An 18,732-nucleotide genomic window follows, 5' to 3' on the forward strand; every position below is an offset into this window, starting at 1 on the left:
GAGAGGCGGATGACCGACGAGACGAACCCGCCCCAGATGCGGGACACGATGACGCGGGCACCGATGACGCGCGAAGGGATGCGCGCCGACCTCGCGCGCCTGCTGCGCATGGATCCCGAGGAGATCGGCGACGAGGATGACCTCGCCGATCTCGGCCTGGATTCCTTGCGCGCCATGGGCCTTGTCATGCGCTGGACCGAGGCCGGACTTCCCCTCGATTTCGGCGAGCTCGCCGAGGCGCTGACGCTGAACGCCTGGTGGACCGCCGCCGAGCACGCCATGGCCCGCCTCGACCCGAACGGCCCCGTCCGTGGCTGACGGCGGCGCCGCGGCCCCGCCCGCGCTGCCGCTGACCGAGGCGCAGACCGGCCTTTGGTACGCGCAGCGCCTGGATCCCGGAAACCCGGTCTTCAACACCGGCCAGTACCTCGAATTCCGCGGCGCACTCGATGTGCAGGCCTTCCGCGAGGCCGTGGACGGGATGGTGGCCGAGGCGGACTCCCTCGCCCTCCGCATCCAGGACACCCCCGGCAGCGCCACCCAGCGCCCCGATCCCGCCCTCCGCCCCTGGCTCGAATTGGTGGACCTCACGGGAGACCCCACCCCCCTGGCCACCGCCCGCGCCGCGATGGCGCAGGACATGGCCCGCGCGGTCGACCCCGCCCGCGGCCCCCTCGCCGCCGAGCACCTGTACCGCCTCTCCCCCAGCCACCACCTCTGGTACCAGCGCGCCCACCACCTCGCGCTGGACGGCTTCGGCACCGAACTCCTCGTCCGCCGCGTCGCCGCGCTCTACGCTGCCCGCCTCACCGGCGCCGATCCCGGCAAGCCCCTCGCCCCCTTCGCCGCGACGGTGCAGGAGGACGCCACCTACCGCGCCTCCCCCCGCCGCGAGACCGATGCCGCCTACTGGCGCGCCGCCATGGCCGACGCGCCCGAAGTCACCGGCATCGCCCAGGGAGCAACTGCTGGCACCGCCCTCACCGCCCGCACCGCCCACCGCGCCCACGCCACCATCGGCGCCACCACCGGCGAAGCTCTCCGCCGCACCGCCGCCGCGCACGACCTCGCCTGGCCCGACCTCCTCACCGCCCTCCTCGGCGCCTACTGCCGCCGCCTGACGGGCGAGCCGGAAGCCGTCCTCGGCGTCACCTTCATGAACCGCTTCGGCAGCGCCGCCGCCCGCGTCCCCGCGACGCTGATGAACGTCCTCCCCCTCCGCGTCACACTCGACGAATCCCTGCCCCTGCACGAGGCCGCGGAGCCGATCGTCGCCCAGCTCGCCCGCCTCCGCCGCCACGGCCGCTACCGCGGCGAACAGCTACGGCGCGACCTCGGCCGCGTCGGCGCCGGCCGCCGCCTGCACGGCGCCATCATCAACATCCAGCCCTTCCACGAGATCCCCGCCTTCCCCGGCCTCACTGCCGAGTTGCACCTGCTCGGCACCGGCCCCGTGGACGACATCACCTTCGACCTCCGCACCGATCCCGGCGCCGCCACCCTGCGCCTCGACGTGGAGGCCAACCCCACCCTCTACACGCCCGAGGAAACCGCCGCCCACGCGACCCGCGCCGCGCATTTCATCGCCGCCGCCCTCACCACCGGCCGCCTCGCCGACGTCACGACCGCCACCCCCGAGGAAGCGCACCACTTCATCGAGACGGTGAACGGCACCGCCCACCCCGTCCCCGACACCACGCTCCCAGCCCTGATCGAAGCCGCGATGCAGGCGCACCCCGACACCGTCGCGCTCCGCTTCGAGAACACGGCCCTCACCTATCGCGAGCTCGACACAAGCAGCGCCGCCCTCGCCGCTACCCTCTTCGCGCGCGGCATCGGCCGAGGCGATCTCGTCGCCATCTTCCTCGACCGCTCCCTCGAACTCGTCATCGCCCTCCTTGCCACGATGCGCGCCGGTGCCGCCTACCTGCCGCTGGACCCCGCCCACCCCACCGACCGCCTCGCCCGCATCCTGGCCTCCGCCAAGCCCCGCCTCGCCCTCGCGCAAGCGCCGCTCCCCGGCGAACTCGAAACCCTCCTCCCGCCCACCTGGCCGCATACCGGCACCGCCCCGAAAGGCCCCGCCTTCACGAGAGCTGGGCCCGAGGACGCCGCCTACGCCATCTACACCTCCGGCTCGACCGGCGAGCCCAAGGGCGCCGTCATCGCCCACCGCGCCATCGTCAACCGCCTGGAATGGATGCGCGCCCACTACGCCATCACGCCGGAAGATCGGATCCTCCAGAAAACCCCCGCCACCTTCGATGTCTCGGTCTGGGAATTCTTCCTGCCCCTGATCTCAGGCGCCACCCTCGTTCTCGCCCCGCCCGGCGCACACCGGGACCCCGCCGCCATCGCCCGCCTCATCCACGACGAGCGCATCACGACAGCGCATTTCGTCCCCTCGATGCTCGCCGCCTTCCTCGCCCATCCCGACGCCAGCGGCCTCGCGATGACGCGCGTCTTCTGCTCCGGCGAAGAGCTCACCCCCGACATCCGCGACCGCTTCCACGCCACGATCCAGGCCGAGCTGCACAACCTCTACGGCCCCACCGAGGCCGCCGTGGATGTCAGCTTCTGGGACGCCTCCGCCGGCGACAGCAGCCACCCCATCCCCATCGGCCGCCCCGTCTGGAATACCCGCCTCTACGTGCTGGACGACGCCCTGCGCCCCGTCCCCCCAGGCGTCACCGGTCACCTCTTCATCGCCGGCATCCAGCTCGCCGAAGGCTATCTCGGCCGCCCCGACCTCACCGCCCGCGCCTTCATCGCGGACCCGTTCAGGCCCGGCGAGCGCATGTACCGCACCGGCGACCTCGCCCGTTACCGCGCGGACGGTCCCATCCTCTATCTCGGCCGCGCCGACACCCAGGTAAAACTCCGCGGCTACCGCATCGAGCTCGGCGAGATCGAGGCCGCCGTCACCTCATCCCCCATGGTCCGCCAGGCCCGCGTCATCGCGCGCGAGGACCGCCCCGGCGACCGCCGCTTGGTCGCCTACCTCGTCCCAAACCCCGGCTATGACCCCGGCGCCCTCCGCACCCACCTCGCCGCCCGCCTGCCGGACTACATGGTCCCCTCGGCCCTCGTCGCGCTCGACGCCCTGCCCGTGAACACCAGCGGCAAGCTCGACCGCGCCGCCCTCCCCGCCCCCGACATGCAGGCCGCCGGGACCCGCGCACCGAGCACCGAAACCGAACGCCGCCTCGCGCCCCTCTTCGCCGAAGTCCTGGACCTCCCCGGGATCGGCGCCGACGACGACTTCTTCGCCCTCGGCGGCCACTCCCTCCTCGCCGTGGACCTGATGCTGCGCGTGCAGGAGGTCTTCGCCCGCGACCCCGGCCTCGGCGCCCTGTTCGAGCACCCCACCGTCGCCCGCCTCGCCGCCCTGCTGGACGCCGCCGCCCTCCCCCCCAGCGACAACGGCCTCCGCCCCCTCATCCGCCTCGGCACCGGCGACGACACGCGCCCCCCGCTCGTCGTCATCCACCCCGCCGGCGGCATCGCCTGGTGCTACGGCAGCCTCGCCCGCGCGCTCACGCCCACCCGCACTACACTCGCCCTCCAGGCCCCATCCCTCGACGCCGACACCCCCCCGCCCGCCAGCCTCGAAGCCCTCGCCGCCGACTACGCCGACCGCATCCTGGAAGCGGCCCACCCCGGCCCCATCCACCTCGCCGGCTGGTCCGTCGGCGGCATCATCGCCCACGCCATGGCCGTCCGCCTCCAGGACCTCGGCCACCCCGTCGGCACCCTCGCCCTGCTCGACGCCTACCCCGCCGATGCCTGGCGTGCCGAACCCGAACCCGACGCCGCCGCCGTGTACCGCGCCCTCCTCGCCATCGCCGGCCATGACCCCGCGCAACACCCCGACTTGCCCCTGAACCGCACCGCCGTGATGGATTTCCTCCGCCGCGGCGGCACCCCCCTCGGCCGCCTCCCCGAGGCCGCGCTCGACGGCGTGGTGCGCGTCGTCGAAGGCAACAACCGCCTCGTCCGCACCCACCACCACCGCCGCTACAACGGCCCCCTCACCCACTTCCGCGCCGCCCACGACCACGCCGGCCGCGCCCTCACCCCGGGCATGTGGGCGCCCTTCGCCGCGCAGCTTGATGTCGTGGATGTCCCCGCCCTGCACGGCGAGATGATGGGCGCCACCGCCACCGCGGTCATCGCGCCGGCCCTGCGGCGGTTGATGGGGGAGTGACGCGCGGGCTGCCTCCGGGAGGCCAGCCTCCCGGACCCTCCGCTGGGAACCCCCACGGGGGTCCCCAGACCCCAGCGATGGGGCTGCCGCGGATACGATGATCAAAGGACAGCGCCGCAGGCCAAAAGCCATCGGCCGCGCACACCGCAACGCCAATCGCCTGAGGTCATGAACATCAGGCGCACCACGACCCCCGCATTCCGCGGCAGCCACCCAGAAAAAGATGAGGGAGGGTCCGGGAGGGAGAATTCCTTCTCCCTCCCGGTTCCCCAGCCCGGCAATCAGCCCCGGATGATGCTGACCGTATCCCCGTTCGGATCCTCGACCGGCGGCTGCCCCCGCGGCGCCATCCGCGCCTTGTTCGTCACGTAGGCGACGCCCGAGCGCCGATCGAGCGCGATCGTGTTCGGATGCGTCCCCGTCGCCAGGCTCGCCGTCACCGTCAGGTTCCGCGCATCCACCAGGCTCACCGTCCCCGCGCCGCGATTGGCGACATAGGCCGTCGCCCCGTCGGCGGTCAGGGTGATGCTGAGCGCGCCCGCGCCCGTCTCCAGCATCTTCACGACCCCCCCGGACGCCGCGTCGAGCACCGCGACGCTGCCGCTCTTCTGGTTCGCGCAGAAGATCCGCCCGCTTGCCGGGTCGAAGGCCAGGTTGATCGCGCCGTCACCGCCCGAGGCGAAGCGGCGCACGCCCGCCTTCCGCGCCAGGCTCACCTCCACCACCTCGTTGGCAGTGAGCGCCGCGGCGAACAGGCGGTCGCCCGCGGCGTCGTAGCTCAGCCCGCTGATGCCGCCCTCCAGCCCTTCGGTGATCACGGTGGAGACGGTGTTGGCGGCCGTGTCCACCACCCAGATCGCGCTCGGCTTCTCGCGATAGCCGAAGATCGAGACGAAGGCCCGGTTCCGCGCCTCGTCCACGATCACCTGGCGCACATGCGCGCCCTCGCCCTCGCCGATATGCGCCTTCACCGTCCCGCTCTGCAGGTCGATCGCCAGCAGCTTGCCGTCGCGCGTGGCGGTGCCGAACAGCGTGCCCGTGCGATCATTGATCGCGAGGCCGAAGGCCGGATCGTCGCCCAGCTCGATCGTCGCGCGCGGCTCGAGCGTGCGGAGGTCGAGGCCGATGATCTTCGCGGCATTGCTTCCCCGCGCACCTGTGCTCGCGACGTAGAGAAGATCTCGGCTGGGGCTGACCACGAGCTCGTACAGCCCCGGCGCCACCTTGGCGCTGCGCTCCACCGCCGCCGCCGCCCGGCCGGGCGAGGACGCGAGGGCGAGGCCGGTGCCGCCGAGCAGCGCCATCATGTGGCGCCGCGAGAGCATCGGGCGGGAAAGGATCTGTTCGGTCGGCATCGGGGGAGCCCTCTGGACATGGCGCCCCAACGGCGGGGCGGGCGCGGCACGGTGGACAGGCCACGGATGCTTGCGACTAATTCGCAATAGCCAGGATCGCCCCGCCCGGCAAGGCCCGCCGCCCCGCGCCATCAACCCCCAGGGCAGTTCCCAGGGCGCGCCGATAAACCCGCCGGAACACCCCGGCGGGTTCATGACCGCCCCGCGCAGATCAGCGCGCCGGCAGCGCCGCGATCGCGTTGCCCGCAGGCCCGCCAGCGTCCCGCCGCCCGCCACCAAACCCGGGCAAACCGCCCCACCCCACGGAAACAGCTGCGTGATCCGTCGCGGCACCCGGAAGACGCGCCCCGCGCCAGCCATCCGCCGCGGGTTCAGCATTCAGCCCCGCTGGAACCACCCAGCCCCAGCCCTGGCCGGCCGCAACGGCCCAGGCCTCGGCATCGTCCCACGCATCACGCATCATCATCCCCCATCCTTCCCTGGCGCCCGAGCGCCGTCCCCGGCGCAAACCGTGGCGCAATCTCTGGCCCAGCCGCCAGCCCAACCGCCGGCAAGCTGCCCGATCCCACCTGGGGCACCGCCACCGACCGCATCCGCGCGTCCGGCTCCGGCCCCATCGCCGGCGACGCGACCGGCACCTCCACCGCAGGCTCGCCCACCAGCGGCACCAGCGCCTCGCGAAACCGCGCCGCGCAGGCTTCCCAGGAGAACCCCGCCGCATGCGCCCGGCAGGCGCCCCGGTCGGCCCCCAGCGCCCGCAGGCAGGCCGCCCGAAGATCCTCGTCCAGCGCCCCGACCGGTGCATCCCCCACCACGTCGAGCGGCCCGCTGACAGGAAGCGCCGCCACCGGCGTTCCGCTCGCCAGCGCCTCCAGCAGCACCAGCCCGAAGGTGTCTGTGCGCGAGGGGAACACGAACACATCCGCCGCCGCGTAATGCGCCGCCAGCTCGCCGTTCTCGCGATACCCCGTGAACACCGCATCCGGGAACCGCCGCCGCAGCGCCGGCAGCTGCGGCCCGTCGCCCACCACCACCTTCGTCCCCGGCAGGTCGAGCGAAAGGAAGGCCGCGATGTTCTTCTCCACCGCAACGCGCCCCGCATACAGGAACACCGGCCGCGCCAGCCCCGCGAACAGGTCCGCATGCACCGCCGCCGCCGCCGGATTGAACCGCGCCAGATCCACCCCGCGCGACCATCGCCGCACCGGCCCGAACCCCCGCTCTACCAGCTCCCGCACCAGCGACCCCGTCGCCGCCAGCACCCCGGCGGAGGGCGCGTGGAAGCGCCGCATCACCGCCCAGCTCCAGGCCGTGGGCACACCCGTGCGCGCGTGCAGGTAATCCGGGAACCGCGTGTGGAAGGAGGTGGTGAAGGGCCAGCCCCGCGCGCGGCACAGCCGCCGCATCGCCCAGCCCAGCGGCCCCTCGGTCGCGATATGCACCGCATCCGGCGCGAAGGCGTCCACCATCCTCCGCAGCCGCCGCCCCGGCAGCACCGCCAGCCGGATCTCCGAATAGCCCGGCGCGGGGACGGCGCGGAACGCGGCGGGCCCGATCACCTCCACCACGTCGCCGCCCCCATGCAGATGCCGCAGGACGGTCTCCATCGTGCGCACCACGCCATTCACCTGCGGATGCCAGGCATCCGAGACGATCAGGATGCGCAGCGCACCGCCCTCACGCGAAGCCGTCCTCACCCCACCAGATCGGCGGCGGGGTCCGCCGCACGCCGGGGCTCCGCCGCGCGCCGCGGCCGAAAGAAGGACAACCGCCGCTCCGCCGCCCAGTCTACCAGCTCGAAGCGCCCGTCGGCATGCTCCACCAGCGCCGTGCAGCTCTCCACCCAGTCGCCGTCGTTCATGTACAGAACGCCGCCGATGTCGCGCATCTCGGCATGGTGGATGTGCCCGCACACCACCCCGTCGAAGCCCCGCCGCCGCGCCTCATGCGCGAGCGCCTCCTCGAAGCGGTCGATCGCCTTCACCGCCCCCTTCACCTGCCGCTTCAACCACTGCGACAGCGACCAGTAGGGATAGCCGAAGCGGCGCCGCGCCAGGTTGAACACCCGGTTCAGCTCCAGCGCCGCGTCATAGGCCCAGTCACCGAGCAGCGCGAGGAACTTGGCGTAGCGCACCACGCTGTCGAAGGCGTCGCCATGGATCACCAGCAGACGCCGCCCATCGACGGTCAGGTGCTCCGCCTCGCCCGCCAGCTTGATGCCCGCGATCTCCAGCCCCAGCCAGTCGCGGAACATCTCGTCGTGGTTGCCGGGGATGTAGACCACCTCCGTCCCGTGCCGCGCCATGCGCAGCACCAGCCGGATCACCTCGTCATGCTGCGGGTCCCAGTACCAGCTCTTCCGCAGCCGCCACCCGTCGACGATGTCGCCGACGAGGTAGAGCCGCTCGCACTCCACCTGCTTGAGGAAGTCCGCGAGGAAATCCGCACGGCACCCCCGCGTGCCCAGATGCAGGTCGGAGAGAAACACGCTGCGGTACCGCCTGACCTGGCCACTGCTCGCATCGGTGTGGTGCATTGGAGCCCCGTCCATCCGTGTGCCCGGGCCTTACCGCCACGAAACGCACAGCCGGATGACCGCCGCGTGACCATCGCGCGACACACGCGCGCAGCAGTCTGCGGCGGGGGCTGTCAGCCCTACTCCCGCGCCATCCCCAGGTCGCGCAGCACCTGCCGGTTGCCCGCGCTCTCCTGCGCGAAGCGCTCGCGGAACGCCGCCCCCGTGGCAAAGCTCGGCACCGAGTTCAGCCGCCCCGCCGCGGCGCGGAAGCTCTCGCTCCCCACCGCCTCGCCGCAGGCCCGCTCCAGCACCGCCGCCGCCGCATCCGGCAACCCCGCCGGCGCCACCAGCCCGCCCGCCGAGCTGCCGACGATCGGATACCCCGCCTCCGTCACCGTCGGCACCTCCGCCAGCCCCTGCACCCGCGCCGCGTTGAACACCCCCGCCACCGGCAGCCCGGTGGAGGCCGGGATCGATGGGCTCTCGACGAAGGCCATGATCTGACCGCCCAGCGCCGCCGCCGCCATCGGCCCCGCGCCGGTGAAGGGCGCATGCAACGCCTCCACCCCCGCCGCCCGCAGCAACCGCGCGATCAGGATGTGCTGCGTGCTGCCCTGCCCGGGCGAGCCATAGACCAGCGCCTCCGGCTTCGTCCGCCCGTACGCCACCATGCCAGCGATGTCCCGGAACGGCGCCTCCCGCCCGAGCACCAGCACCTGCGGGTTGTCATAGACCAGGCACAGATACCGGAAGCTCTCGAGCGAATAGCTCAGCGGCACGAGATGCGGCTGCGCCGTCAGCGGCGTGTTCGGCGAGAGCCCGATCGTGTACCCATCCGGCCTCGCCCGCGCGACCTCGGCATCCCCGATCGTCCCCGAAGCCCCGCCCCGGTTCACCACCACCACGCTCTGCCCCAGCGCCTGCGACAGCGCCGCCTGCAGCGCCCGCGCCATCAGGTCCGTGTTCCCGCCGGGCGGATAGGGCACGATCAGCTGGATCGGCCGCGCCGGATACGCCTCCTGCGCCCCCGCAATCCCTGCCGCCAACAGCATCGGCACAACGGCCGCGACAACCCGCCCCCACCACCCACGACGCATGGACATCCCTCCTGCTCTTGCCTGTTGCGAAGGATGCTACGGCCCGGCCGCCCCGCCCTTCAACCGCACCGCCCGCCAGGCGTTTCACCCCATACACGCCAGGAGCGCCAACCGATGTCCGACATCGCCCCCACCGGCACCAGCAAGGCCGACTTCCCCGAGAGCGGCCGCCGCCTCATCTCCGCCGACAAGGTGGAAGGCACCGCCGTCTACAACCGCAACGGTGACCGCCTCGGCACCATCGAGACCGTGATGATCGACAAGATCTCCGGCCGCGTCGCCTTCGCCGTCATGTCCTTTGGCGGCTTCCTCGGCCTCGGCGAGAACCACCACCCGCTGCCCTGGTCCGTCCTCACCTACGACACGACCAAGGCCGGCTACGTCGTCGACCTCACCCGCGAGCAGCTCGAGGGCGCCCCCGCCTACGCCGCCGCCGACAACATCGACCTGTCCGACACCCATGGCCGCCGCGTCTACGACTACTACAAGGCCCAGCCCTTCTGGCTCGACGTGGCTTAGAACGCCCCACTTCCCCCCGCCCGCATTCCACCGCAAAACACGGGGGAACGCGGGCGGGGGAACACGCAGCACATGACGGGCATCGGCATCCTCGGAATCTCCGGCCGCATGGGCCGCCTTCTCGCCGAGGAAGTGGCCGCGGCCGGAGCCACCCTCGCCGGCGGCACAGCCCGCTCGGGCGACCAGTGGCCCACCAACCCGGCCGCCCTCGCCCGCACCGCCGACGTCCTCATCGACTTCACCACCGCGGACGCCGTCCTCCCCCACCTCCAGGCGGCGCGCGACGCCCGCAAACCCCTCATCCTCGGCACCTCCGGCCTCACCCCCGCCCAGGAAGCCGCACTCCGCGACGCCGCGCTCGACATCCCCATCGTCTACGCCGCCAACTTCGCGCCCGGCGTGAACCTCGTCCTCGCCCTCGCCGAACGCCTCGCCGCCGCGCTCCCCGCGGAAACCTACGACGCCGAAATCCTAGAAACCCACCACCGCCAGAAGATCGACGCCCCCTCCGGCACCGCCATCGCCCTCGGCCGCGCCGTCGCCGCCGGCCGCCACACCACCCTCGAAGCCGCCGGCACCGAATCCGGCCGGGACGGCCACACCGGCCCCCGCAAGCCCGGCGCCATCGGCTTCGCCTCCCTCCGCGCCGGCCAGGTCGTCGGCGAACACACCCTCCTCTTCGCCAGCGCCTCCGAGCACATCTCCCTCACCCACCGCTCCTTCGACCGCCGCGTCTACGCAACCGGCGCCGTCCGCGCCGCCCTCTGGGCCACCACCCAACCCCCGGGCCTCTACGGCATGAAGCACGTCCTCGGCATGGCCTGACCCACCGCAGCCCACGCCCCACAGAAGCGTTCCGCCGCAACCGGGCCCAAGCACCACGCGGGCCCAGCTCCGGAAGGACCGCACCCCATGCCCCATACCCGACGCACCCTCGCGACCCGCCTCCTCCCTGCCGCGGCCCTCGCCCTGGCAACGGCCACCCCCCTCCTCCGCCCCACAAAGGCCCAGGCCGCCACCCGCACGGAAATCGACGCCGACGTCGCGGCCGCCCTCACCCGCCTCCGCAACCTCCCCAACGCAGCGCCCCTCTTCGCCCAGGCCCGCGCCACCCTCGTCTTCCCGCGCATCATCCAGGGCGGCTTCATCGTCGGCGGCCAGTACGGCGAAGGCGCCCTCCTCATCGGCAGCACCCCGGCCGGCTACTACAACATCGCCGGCGTCTCCTTCGGCCTCCTCGCCGGCGCCCAGTCCTCCGGCCTCGCCATGTTCTTCATGACCGAGGAATCCATCTCCGCCATCCGCAACACCGATGGCTGGGAAATCGGAACCGGCCCCTCCGTCGTGGTGCTCGACCGCGGCGTCCAGGCCAACGCCACCTCCACCACCCTCCGCGAACCCGTCTACGCCATCACCTTCAACCAGGAAGGCCTCATGGCCGCGCTCGCCCTGAACGGCACCAAAATCAGCCGCATCAACCCGTCAGCCTGACCAGGCAGCCCGGGGGAGCGCCGCTCCCCCGATACCCCCACGCCGGGGGGTGACCGCACCCCCCGGACCCCGCGATCACGGGCGAACGACAGGCCCGGCCAAACCACCGCCGAACACAAGATAAAGCACCAGAATCACCACCAGCAGCCCAAGAATGCCGCCGAACCCACCGCCCCCATAATAGCCCGAGCGATAGCCGTAATACCCGCCGCCGCCGAACAGCAGAAACAACACGAGAATGATCAGAAGAATCGTCATGCCCAATCCCCCGCGCCGCAGCGCCTGAAAGGCCCGCCCTCCCGGCCGCCCCACCCCGCCATCCGGGAAAGGATCAACCGAACGCCGAACCACGGGAAGATGACGCACCCGAACGGACGCAGGTTGCATCCCACCCCCACTGGACAACGGCCCCGCCCCGCAGGATCAAGTCACCCAACAGAACACCGGGGATGAACACACCGATGCCCAGCCAACCCGCCCTCACCATCCCCGCGGACCTGCTGCACCGCCAGCTCACCACCGTCTTCACCACCTGGGGCATGTCCCAGGACGACGCCGACATCACCGCAACCATCATGGTCGAAACCGACCTCGCGGGCGTGGACTCCCACGGCGTCGGCATGCTCCCCCACTACCAGCGCCTCTTCGCCGAAGGCCGCCTCGACCCCCGCGCGGTCCCCACCATCACCCGGGACAATGGCCCCGCCGTCCTCATCGATGGCCACAAGGCCATCGGCCACGTCCCCTCCCACCTCGCCATGCGCAAGGCGATCGAGAAGGCGCGCCAGCACGGCATCGGCGTCGCCGGCGTCATGAACTCCAACCACTACGGGCCCGCCGGCTGGTACGCGCGCATGGCAGCCGAAGAAGGCCAGATCGCCCTCTCCCTCACCAACGCCTCCCACCTCCTCGTCCCCGTCCGCGGCACCGAACCCGCGCTCGGCACCAACCCCATCGCCTTCGCCGCCCCCACGAAGGACACCGCCCGCCCCGTCCTGCTCGACATGGCGACCACCACCGTCGCCTACGGCAAGGTCTCCATCGCCCGCCGCGCCGGCAAACCCCTTCCCCCGGGCTGGGCCATCAACCCCCAGGGCGGCCCCGAGACCGACAGCGCCCGCGCGGCCGAGGACCGCCGCCTCGCCCCCCTCGGCGGCACCCGTGAACAGGGCGCCCACAAGGGCTACGGCCTGGCCCTGATGGTCGAAATCCTCTGCGCCACCCTCACGGGGGCCGGCAGCGCCCAGATGGCCACCGGCCACTTCTTCCTCACCCTGGACCCCACCGCCTTCCGGGACCGTGAGGGCTTCCAGGCCGACCTGGACGACCTCCTCGCCCGCATGCGCGCCAACACCCCGGTGGACCCCGCCCACCCCGTCCTCATCCCCGGCGACCCCGAGCACGACACCTTCATCCAGCGCCGCCGCCACGGCATTCCGATGGTGCAGACCTTGGTGGAGGAGGTGCGGGCGGTTTGCGGGGAGAGTGGGGCGGCGTTTTTGCTCTGATAATCTTACGACGTTTCCCTGCCACGGCTTCGCAGATAATCGTACATGGCGTCAGTGAGCGGTCCCAAGGAGGCCTGGACGCTTTCGTATTCACCAGACCGAAGAAGGCCATATTGTTCGGTTAATTCAAACCTTTGGTCGAAGTGATGATCCGTTTCCATTTCGATACCCGCTATAACCTGCGCATTTTGGGGTAAGTCGTGTGCTATGAACGACAGGATTTTCGGCAGATTTACATCATCTTGGCCTTGCTGCTGCGGCGCATCAATCACTAGCGGTATATCGAAGGAGCCAAATCGGCCGCGGCAAACTGCCCAAAGAGCCGCATAATATGCGAGCATTGATCTTGGGCCACCGCTACCCGAGAGAGTTGGACGAGAAGTTATTCTCATCCTTCGAGTGTCTACTGGTGATAAATTTAGCTTAACGAGGGCGTCAGTATAGGCCGTTTTGAAGTCTCTCGTTATTTCGCGTGTCCGTTCGGAATCTCCGAGATCCTTCAGGCGCGCCAATAAGGATTGCAAGACGCCAGCCTCCTGATCGACTTGCAGCTGAAGTTCAATCAACTCTCCCTCGAAAGCACGAAACGCTTGTTCCGCGCCCATACTCGCAACCACATCTCCAAAGCTTATTTCACCTCGTCTTACGGCGAGGACATCTCCGACTTTTTTGTAGTTTTCCTCCAGGACACGTAAACGCGTTCGCGTACTCTCGAATCTGTCCTCAGCCGCTACAGCGTCGCTGTTCAGCCTTACGACTAGTTCCCGCAGCCTACGCGCCTCTTCAGTATAGCCCAGAATATCAATAAAAGTTCTGTCGTGTTCAGCCCCACATGTCGGGCAGCGCAGCTCAGGTGAGCTATCTTCTCGTAGAAACTTGGTGTCACGATCGTAGTGCGAGAGTGCTTCGTCAGCGAGCTGTATTTGGAGGCGAACGTCTGCAAGTTGCTCCTTTTCTCGGACAACCGTGTCCCGCAGCTGCTCCTGTTTTACATTAAGATCGTTGTACTCGCGCGTAAGACGATCGATGTCTTGCTCGAAAACCTGCGGATCTGCTTTCGGTCCAGTGAGTGACAGAGAACCGGAGAAGCGATCTCTTGCCTTCTCAAGAAATCCCTTTTCTTTAGATAGTTCGGCTAAAGTGTTCTGCGCTCTGAGCTTGGACGAATTGAGATCGTAATACTCTGGAGGTTTGATGCCGCTGAAATATTCTAGAACGCTTTCGACGGGATTTCTGTACTGTTGAAGGCCGACAAAAGTGTCCCACTTCGACTGCCAACTTCCGTCTTGATTGATGTAGAATGGAAGAAAGAAGCAGCGCGCGTCGGCCGGAATAGTCTCAAGTTTTTTGTTGGGCAGCACGAGATTGAAGCCGGTGCAATCGACAAATGCAGATGCCCAAGTCTTACCGTTATCAGCCGCTCCCAGCAGTTTACCGTTGCCAGAGAACAGAGCGCGGAAAGAGTGCTGACGAACAGCCGTGAAAGCGTCGCCATTGACTGAGAACGATACTGCCGAGATGATGTCATCACTCAGCTTGGTCAGCTTCCCCTCAGGGGTCGCCCCAAGTGTTAAAAAAAGATGTTTGATGACGGTAGACTTCCCCGTGTGATTCCTTCCGACGAAGAGGTTCTTCCGCGGATGAAACTTGAACGCGCGAGCCTTCTTCTCTATCGGGGACAGAATCGATATATCGGTGAATCGGAAGTTTTTCATAGGACTTGGTCCGCAAGCTCCTTACAAGCTTCTTTAGGTCTGGGCCACGCACGTCTTTAGCGCCTGCAAAGCGAAAAGGGCTTGTAGTTCTCGAGCTTTGGTTTTGGTGAACTTCGCGCTCAAATGGTCGAGCGCGTTCGCAAAGAAGGGTCGGAGTGCGATGGGATCTCCAAGGCTTTCAACAAGTCTGTCGCATTCTTCCATTATTTGCCGCTCCTCATCTGAGATTCTTCCCATCAACTGTCTTCGAAAAATAGCGGCGGCAGCCGTCCTGATGCCGCTTAGTTCTCTGAAGCCCATTCCCTCCAGCTGAAGTGCTAAGAGCCATCTGTCGAGTTCGGCGACCAGATCCGGTACACTCTCAAGGTCGCCCAAGGCTTCTGAGAATTCAGCTTTAGAATATCCTCGCTCCTGGCGAAGCTCCTGGAAGGATCCACACGTGTCAGTTTTGGCTCCCAGCGGGCTAACTTTCGCTAAGAGCGCGTCGACAAGCGCACGCGCTTGGCCTGCGTGACGTGGGCTTCGCTCCTCGAGAAACTTGTGGACTATGCCCACCAGATGAGTGCCGGTGTCATTAACCGGCAGAACAACTTTTTCTATATATAGCTTTGACAGATCAGGATTCGGCTCGTTCGCCGATTCATGCAAGGTCTTCAGACCTTCTTTAAGAAGCTCCTGATGGCCCTTCGAAAGCTTCTCCAGCGCCACGGGCAGAGAAGTTGCGGCGTTCCCTCCCTGATGCAGGGGTAAATCGCAGCCCATGTTCGAGACGAAACGCCCGGTACTCCCTAACGCCTGAAACGCACGAACAGTCGCATAGAGCTTTCCGAGAGGGCTTTCCTTGATAGCCTCGGGAGGCTTTTTTTGCTTTGTGGCTCCGCGCGCCTTTGGGTGGCTTTTTTGTGGCACACAGAGGGGATCGTCGGGCGCCGAGAGCAACGTTAACTCAGCCCAACGCCATTCTTTCCTTTCTTTTTTCTTGATCTGGTATACGCAGATCGCGGTCGGAGCTATCTCGGAATCGAGAACTGCGATGTCTTGAATAGCTTCAAAGAGTAGCAGAAAGTCGGGCGCACCATCCTGCTCGAGTTGGAACATCCGCATCAGCGCCCAATGTCGCTGATATTCGATACCCTTTTGACCGTGCCCTCCGCCGGTTTCTGCAAGGTCCTTTCGGTTGCCGATCTGCAGTACTTCGGCGATTGGATCGAGGGGCATCAGGATCCTGCGACTAAAGCCATGCTCTTTGGCGAGCGCTCGCGAGCATCTGCCACTCGGTCCTGTATGTCTATCCGGCAGCCCAACGACGCCCACCGGCAGCCTTAGGCATAAAGTCCTTGACGGTTTTGAATGTTCTGTGTTAGTTCCGGTTGAGTGATCAGGAGTTGTTCATGCCCCCCATGCCCCACTTCCGCCCCTGGTCTCCCCTCACCGACGCCGAGTGGTCCGCCCTCGCCCCCCACCTCCCCCTCACCGGCGCCGGCCGCCCCATCCCCAACCCCCGCGCGCGGGTGGACGCCATCTTCCAGGCCGTCACCACAACCCTCCCCTGGCACCACTTCCGCAGCGCCGCCGCCCGCACCGATACCCTGCACCGCCAGTTCCGCCGCTGGGCCCGCATGGGCATCTGGTCCCGCCTCCTGGCCCTCGCCGCCCGCCGCCGCGCGCCCAAACCCCTGAAGGCGGTGCTCGCCTGGCTGTGCGCCGCCCACCGCCGCACCTACCGCCTGCTGGGAATGCCCGTCCTGGCCCTGGCCCGCCGCCTGAACCTCCCGAACGCCCTCCCCGGCCCCTCCTGGCTCCTCCCCAACCCCGATTTGTCCGAACTCGTCCTCCGCGCGATAAAATCCATCCTCAACGGCCCCCTCACGCGGCGCGAAGTCCCCCTCCTCCGCACCTGCCGCGCCCTTCTCCGCACCGCCGGCGGCCGCCGCCGCATCCCCCTCTGCCTGCACCCGCAATGACCCCCGCCTTGACCCCCCCTCTCGCGCCTGCGAAACCCGCGCGCCGCCCGGAACCCGGGATCCCGGCTTCCTTCCACGCGACAAGAGGCTGAATCACGCCATGCGCGACCAGGGCGAGTACCTTTTCACCTCGGAATCCGTCTCCGAGGGCCACCCCGACAAGGTGGCGGACCGCATCTCGGATACGGTGCTCGACACCTTCCTGGAAGCCGATCCCTACGCGCGCGTCGCGTGCGAAACCCTCGTCACCACCAACCGCATCGTCATCGCCGGCGAAACCCGCGGCCCCGGTGACATCACGCCGGAACTCCTGATGCACGCCGCCCGCATGGCCGTGCGGGATATCGGCTACGACCAGGAAGGCTTCTCCTGGAAGAACGCCTCCGTGGAATGCCACCTCCACGCCCAGTCCGCCCACATCGCCCAGGGCGTGGACGCGGCCGGCAACAAGGATGAAGGCGCCGGCGACCAGGGCATCATGTTCGGCTACGCCTGCCGCGAAACGCCCGAGCTCATGCCGGCCCCTCTCTACTACTCCCACCTGATCCTCCGCCGGATCAGCGAGGCCCGCCGCAACAGCGATGTCTCCGCGCGCGGCCTCCTGCCGGATGCCAAGTCCCAGGTCACCCTGAAGTACGTGGACGGCAAGCCCGTCGGCGCCACCTCCGTCGTCGTCTCCACCCAGCATGAGGAGGGGATGACCCAGGAGGACGTGAAGGCCCTCGTCCTCCCCTTCATCGAGACCTCGCTCCCCCCCGGCTGGATGCCCCAGGCCGGCGAGATCTACGTGAACCCCACCGGCACCTTCGTCATCGGCGGCCCCGATGGTGACTGCGGCCTCACCGGCCGCAAGATCATCGTGGACACCTATGGCGGGGCCGCCCCCCACGGCGGCGGCGCCTTCTCCGGCAAGGACCCCACGAAGGTCGACCGCTCCGCCGCCTACGCCGCCCGCTACGTCGCCAAGAACGTCGTTGCCGCCGGCCTGGCCGATCGCTGCACCATGCAGGTCTCCTACGCCATCGGCGTCGCCAAGCCCCTGTCGGTCTATTTCGACCTCCACGGCACCGGCCACGACGTGGACGAGGCCAAGCTGGTCCAGGTCATCGGTGAGCTGGTGAACCTCTCCCCCCGCGGCATCCGCGAGCACCTGCACCTCAACCGCCCCATCTACGTCCCCACCTCCGCCTACGGCCATTTCGGCCGCACGCCGGATGCGGAGAAGGGCACCTTCACCTGGGAACGCACTGACCTCGCGGCCGAGCTGAAGCGCGCCTTCGGCCGCTGAACGCCGAATCGTGTTGACGTTTTGTTCTCATTAACCTAGGTTCCACCTCGTCAGGCGCCCCCCTGCCTGACCGGCCCTTCCCCAAGGGCTGACAGAGGCCTGATCCCCCTCAGGTTGCTGAGAACTGGTGCTAAAACTTAGCAAAGGGCCGCCCCGCACCCCCTGCGTGGCGGCCCTTCCCCCATTCAGGCACCCCGCTTCATGGCCTACGACCCCCCCCGCCCCATCCCCCCCGCCGAAGGCATCCCGGACCGTCTCTACGGCCGCCGCCGCGGCCACCCCCTGCGCCCCCGCCAGCAGCGCCTCCTCGACCTCACCCTCCCGCGGATCACCCTCGCCACCCCCGAGGACCCGCGCGCCGGCTTCGCCAACACCCCTGAGGCCCTCTGGCTCGAAGTCGGCTTCGGCGGCGGCGAACACGCCCTCGAGCTCGCGGCCAGGAATCCCCAGGTTGCCCTCATCGCCTCCGAGGTGTTCGAGAACGGCCTCTGCTCTCTCCTCACCCACCTCGTCCCCGAGGAGGAAGAAGCCACTGCCCCTCTACCCCCCAACCTCCGGCTCTGGCCGAAGGACGCCCGCCACCTTCTCCAGGCCCTGCCGGACGCGAGCCTCGACCGCCTTTTCCTGATGTTTCCCGACCCCTGGCCTAAGGCCCGCCACGCCAAGCGCCGCTTCACCCACCCCGCCCTGCTTCCCCTGCTCGGCGCGAAGCTGCGCCCCGGCGCCGAGTGGCGCATCGCCAGCGACGACCCGACCTACCAGGCCTGGGTGGACGAGGTGATGGGCGCCCAGGACCTGTTCACCCTGACAGAACACCACGACACCCACCCTGAGGGCTGGCCCCACACCCGCTACGAGGCCAAGGCGATGCGCGAGGGCCGGTCGCCGCGCTGGTGGGTCTGGCAACGCAAGTAAGGCCGGGGGAGATGAAATCCCCCGCGCGCCAGCGCTGCAGACAAAAATAGAAGGGGGTCCGGGGGGATACCTCCCCCCTGCCTTCACCGCTCCCGCAAAGAACCTTGCTCCAACCCACGCCGCGCCCTATATCAGGCATTCAAGACAATCCGCCG

17 protein-coding genes are annotated in these 18,732 nt (G+C 68.7%); 9 read left to right on the forward strand and 8 right to left on the reverse strand.

All coding sequences use genetic code 11. The annotated features are described in order from the left end of the window. The first annotated feature begins 9 nt into the window (after positions 1–9). Both ACVBD7_RS19155 and ACVBD7_RS19160 read left to right on the forward strand, forming a co-directional pair. Positions 10–318, forward strand: coding sequence for a phosphopantetheine-binding protein (locus ACVBD7_RS19155; RefSeq protein WP_458094838.1), 309 nt, complete (start codon positions 10–12; stop codon positions 316–318). Continuing rightward, positions 311–4,207, forward strand: coding sequence for an amino acid adenylation domain-containing protein (locus tag ACVBD7_RS19160; protein ID WP_458094839.1), 3,897 nt, complete (start codon positions 311–313; stop codon positions 4,205–4,207). Before ACVBD7_RS19155 ends, ACVBD7_RS19160 begins: the two co-directional genes overlap by 8 nt. 281 nt (positions 4,208–4,488) lie before the next feature. Here the strand turns inward: ACVBD7_RS19160 and ACVBD7_RS19165 are convergent, their stop codons facing one another. The 5 genes from ACVBD7_RS19165 to ACVBD7_RS19185 form a co-directional block, all read right to left on the reverse strand. Then, positions 4,489–5,562: a YncE family protein gene (locus tag ACVBD7_RS19165; RefSeq protein ID WP_458094840.1), complete on the reverse strand. Its 1,074-nt coding sequence runs from the start codon at positions 5,560–5,562 to the stop codon at positions 4,489–4,491. A gap of 211 nt (positions 5,563–5,773) precedes the next feature. After that, positions 5,774–6,028 carry a hypothetical protein gene (locus ACVBD7_RS19170; RefSeq protein WP_458094841.1) on the reverse strand — a complete coding sequence of 85 codons (255 nt, stop codon included), beginning with the start codon at positions 6,026–6,028 and terminating at the stop codon, positions 5,774–5,776. After that, complete coding sequence (locus ACVBD7_RS19175) at positions 6,015–7,259, reverse strand: glycosyltransferase family 4 protein (RefSeq protein WP_458094842.1); 1,245 nt, start codon at positions 7,257–7,259, stop codon at positions 6,015–6,017. Before ACVBD7_RS19175 ends, ACVBD7_RS19170 begins: the two co-directional genes overlap by 14 nt. After that, positions 7,256–8,098, reverse strand: a complete 843-nt coding sequence (locus ACVBD7_RS19180) for a UDP-2,3-diacylglucosamine diphosphatase (RefSeq protein ID WP_458094843.1) — start codon at positions 8,096–8,098, stop codon at positions 7,256–7,258. The genes ACVBD7_RS19175 and ACVBD7_RS19180 overlap by 4 nt, the downstream gene beginning before the upstream one ends. A 119-nt stretch (positions 8,099–8,217) precedes the next feature. Then, complete coding sequence (locus ACVBD7_RS19185; protein ID WP_458094844.1) at positions 8,218–9,183, reverse strand: tripartite tricarboxylate transporter substrate binding protein; 966 nt, start codon at positions 9,181–9,183, stop codon at positions 8,218–8,220. A 108-nt stretch (positions 9,184–9,291) separates the two neighbouring features. Here ACVBD7_RS19185 and ACVBD7_RS19190 point away from each other — a divergent pair, with 108 nt between their 5' ends. From ACVBD7_RS19190 to ACVBD7_RS19200, 3 genes are all read left to right on the forward strand, one after another. Then, positions 9,292–9,696, forward strand: coding sequence for a PRC-barrel domain-containing protein (locus ACVBD7_RS19190; protein ID WP_458094845.1), 405 nt, complete (start codon positions 9,292–9,294; stop codon positions 9,694–9,696). Between the two features lie 72 nt (positions 9,697–9,768). After that, entirely contained in the window at positions 9,769–10,521 is a 753-nt protein-coding gene (gene dapB / locus ACVBD7_RS19195; protein ID WP_458094846.1) for a 4-hydroxy-tetrahydrodipicolinate reductase, read from the forward strand. 87 nt (positions 10,522–10,608) lie between these two features. Beyond that, positions 10,609–11,187 (forward strand): lipid-binding SYLF domain-containing protein, encoded by a 579-nt coding sequence (locus ACVBD7_RS19200; RefSeq protein WP_458094847.1) that lies wholly within the window; start codon positions 10,609–10,611, stop codon positions 11,185–11,187. 75 nt (positions 11,188–11,262) lie between these two features. Here the strand turns inward: ACVBD7_RS19200 and ACVBD7_RS19205 are convergent, their stop codons facing one another. Beyond that, positions 11,263–11,445: a DUF3309 family protein gene (locus tag ACVBD7_RS19205; RefSeq protein ID WP_458094848.1), complete on the reverse strand. Its 183-nt coding sequence runs from the start codon at positions 11,443–11,445 to the stop codon at positions 11,263–11,265. A 203-nt stretch (positions 11,446–11,648) separates the two neighbouring features. On the opposite strand from ACVBD7_RS19205, the gene ACVBD7_RS19210 reads away from it, so the two are divergent. Next, the gene (locus ACVBD7_RS19210) at positions 11,649–12,695 is read left to right on the forward strand and encodes an Ldh family oxidoreductase (protein ID WP_458094849.1); all 1,047 of its coding nucleotides are present in this window, start codon (positions 11,649–11,651) and stop codon (positions 12,693–12,695) included. A gap of 5 nt (positions 12,696–12,700) precedes the next feature. On the opposite strand, the gene ACVBD7_RS19215 is transcribed toward ACVBD7_RS19210, so the two are convergent. Both ACVBD7_RS19215 and ACVBD7_RS19220 read right to left on the reverse strand, forming a co-directional pair. Further along, a complete protein-coding gene (locus ACVBD7_RS19215) occupies positions 12,701–14,410 on the reverse strand; it encodes a hypothetical protein (protein ID WP_458094850.1) in 1,710 nt (569 codons plus the stop codon). 33 nt (positions 14,411–14,443) lie between these two features. Further along, on the reverse strand, positions 14,444–15,628 hold the full coding sequence (locus ACVBD7_RS19220) for a dsDNA nuclease domain-containing protein (RefSeq protein ID WP_458094851.1): 1,185 nt from the start codon (positions 15,626–15,628) through the stop codon (positions 14,444–14,446). Between the two features lie 173 nt (positions 15,629–15,801). On the opposite strand from ACVBD7_RS19220, the gene ACVBD7_RS19225 reads away from it, so the two are divergent. From ACVBD7_RS19225 to trmB, 3 genes are all read left to right on the forward strand, one after another. Beyond that, positions 15,802–16,374 (forward strand): transposase, encoded by a 573-nt coding sequence (locus ACVBD7_RS19225; protein ID WP_458094852.1) that lies wholly within the window; start codon positions 15,802–15,804, stop codon positions 16,372–16,374. A gap of 100 nt (positions 16,375–16,474) precedes the next feature. Further along, positions 16,475–17,662 (forward strand): methionine adenosyltransferase, encoded by a 1,188-nt coding sequence (gene metK, locus ACVBD7_RS19230; protein WP_458094853.1) that lies wholly within the window; start codon positions 16,475–16,477, stop codon positions 17,660–17,662. A 201-nt stretch (positions 17,663–17,863) separates the two neighbouring features. Beyond that, entirely contained in the window at positions 17,864–18,577 is a 714-nt protein-coding gene (gene trmB / locus ACVBD7_RS19235; protein WP_458094854.1) for a tRNA (guanine(46)-N(7))-methyltransferase TrmB, read from the forward strand. Positions 18,578–18,732: the final 155 nt, after the last annotated feature.

This window comes from Roseomonas sp. WA12 (genome assembly GCF_054165765.1).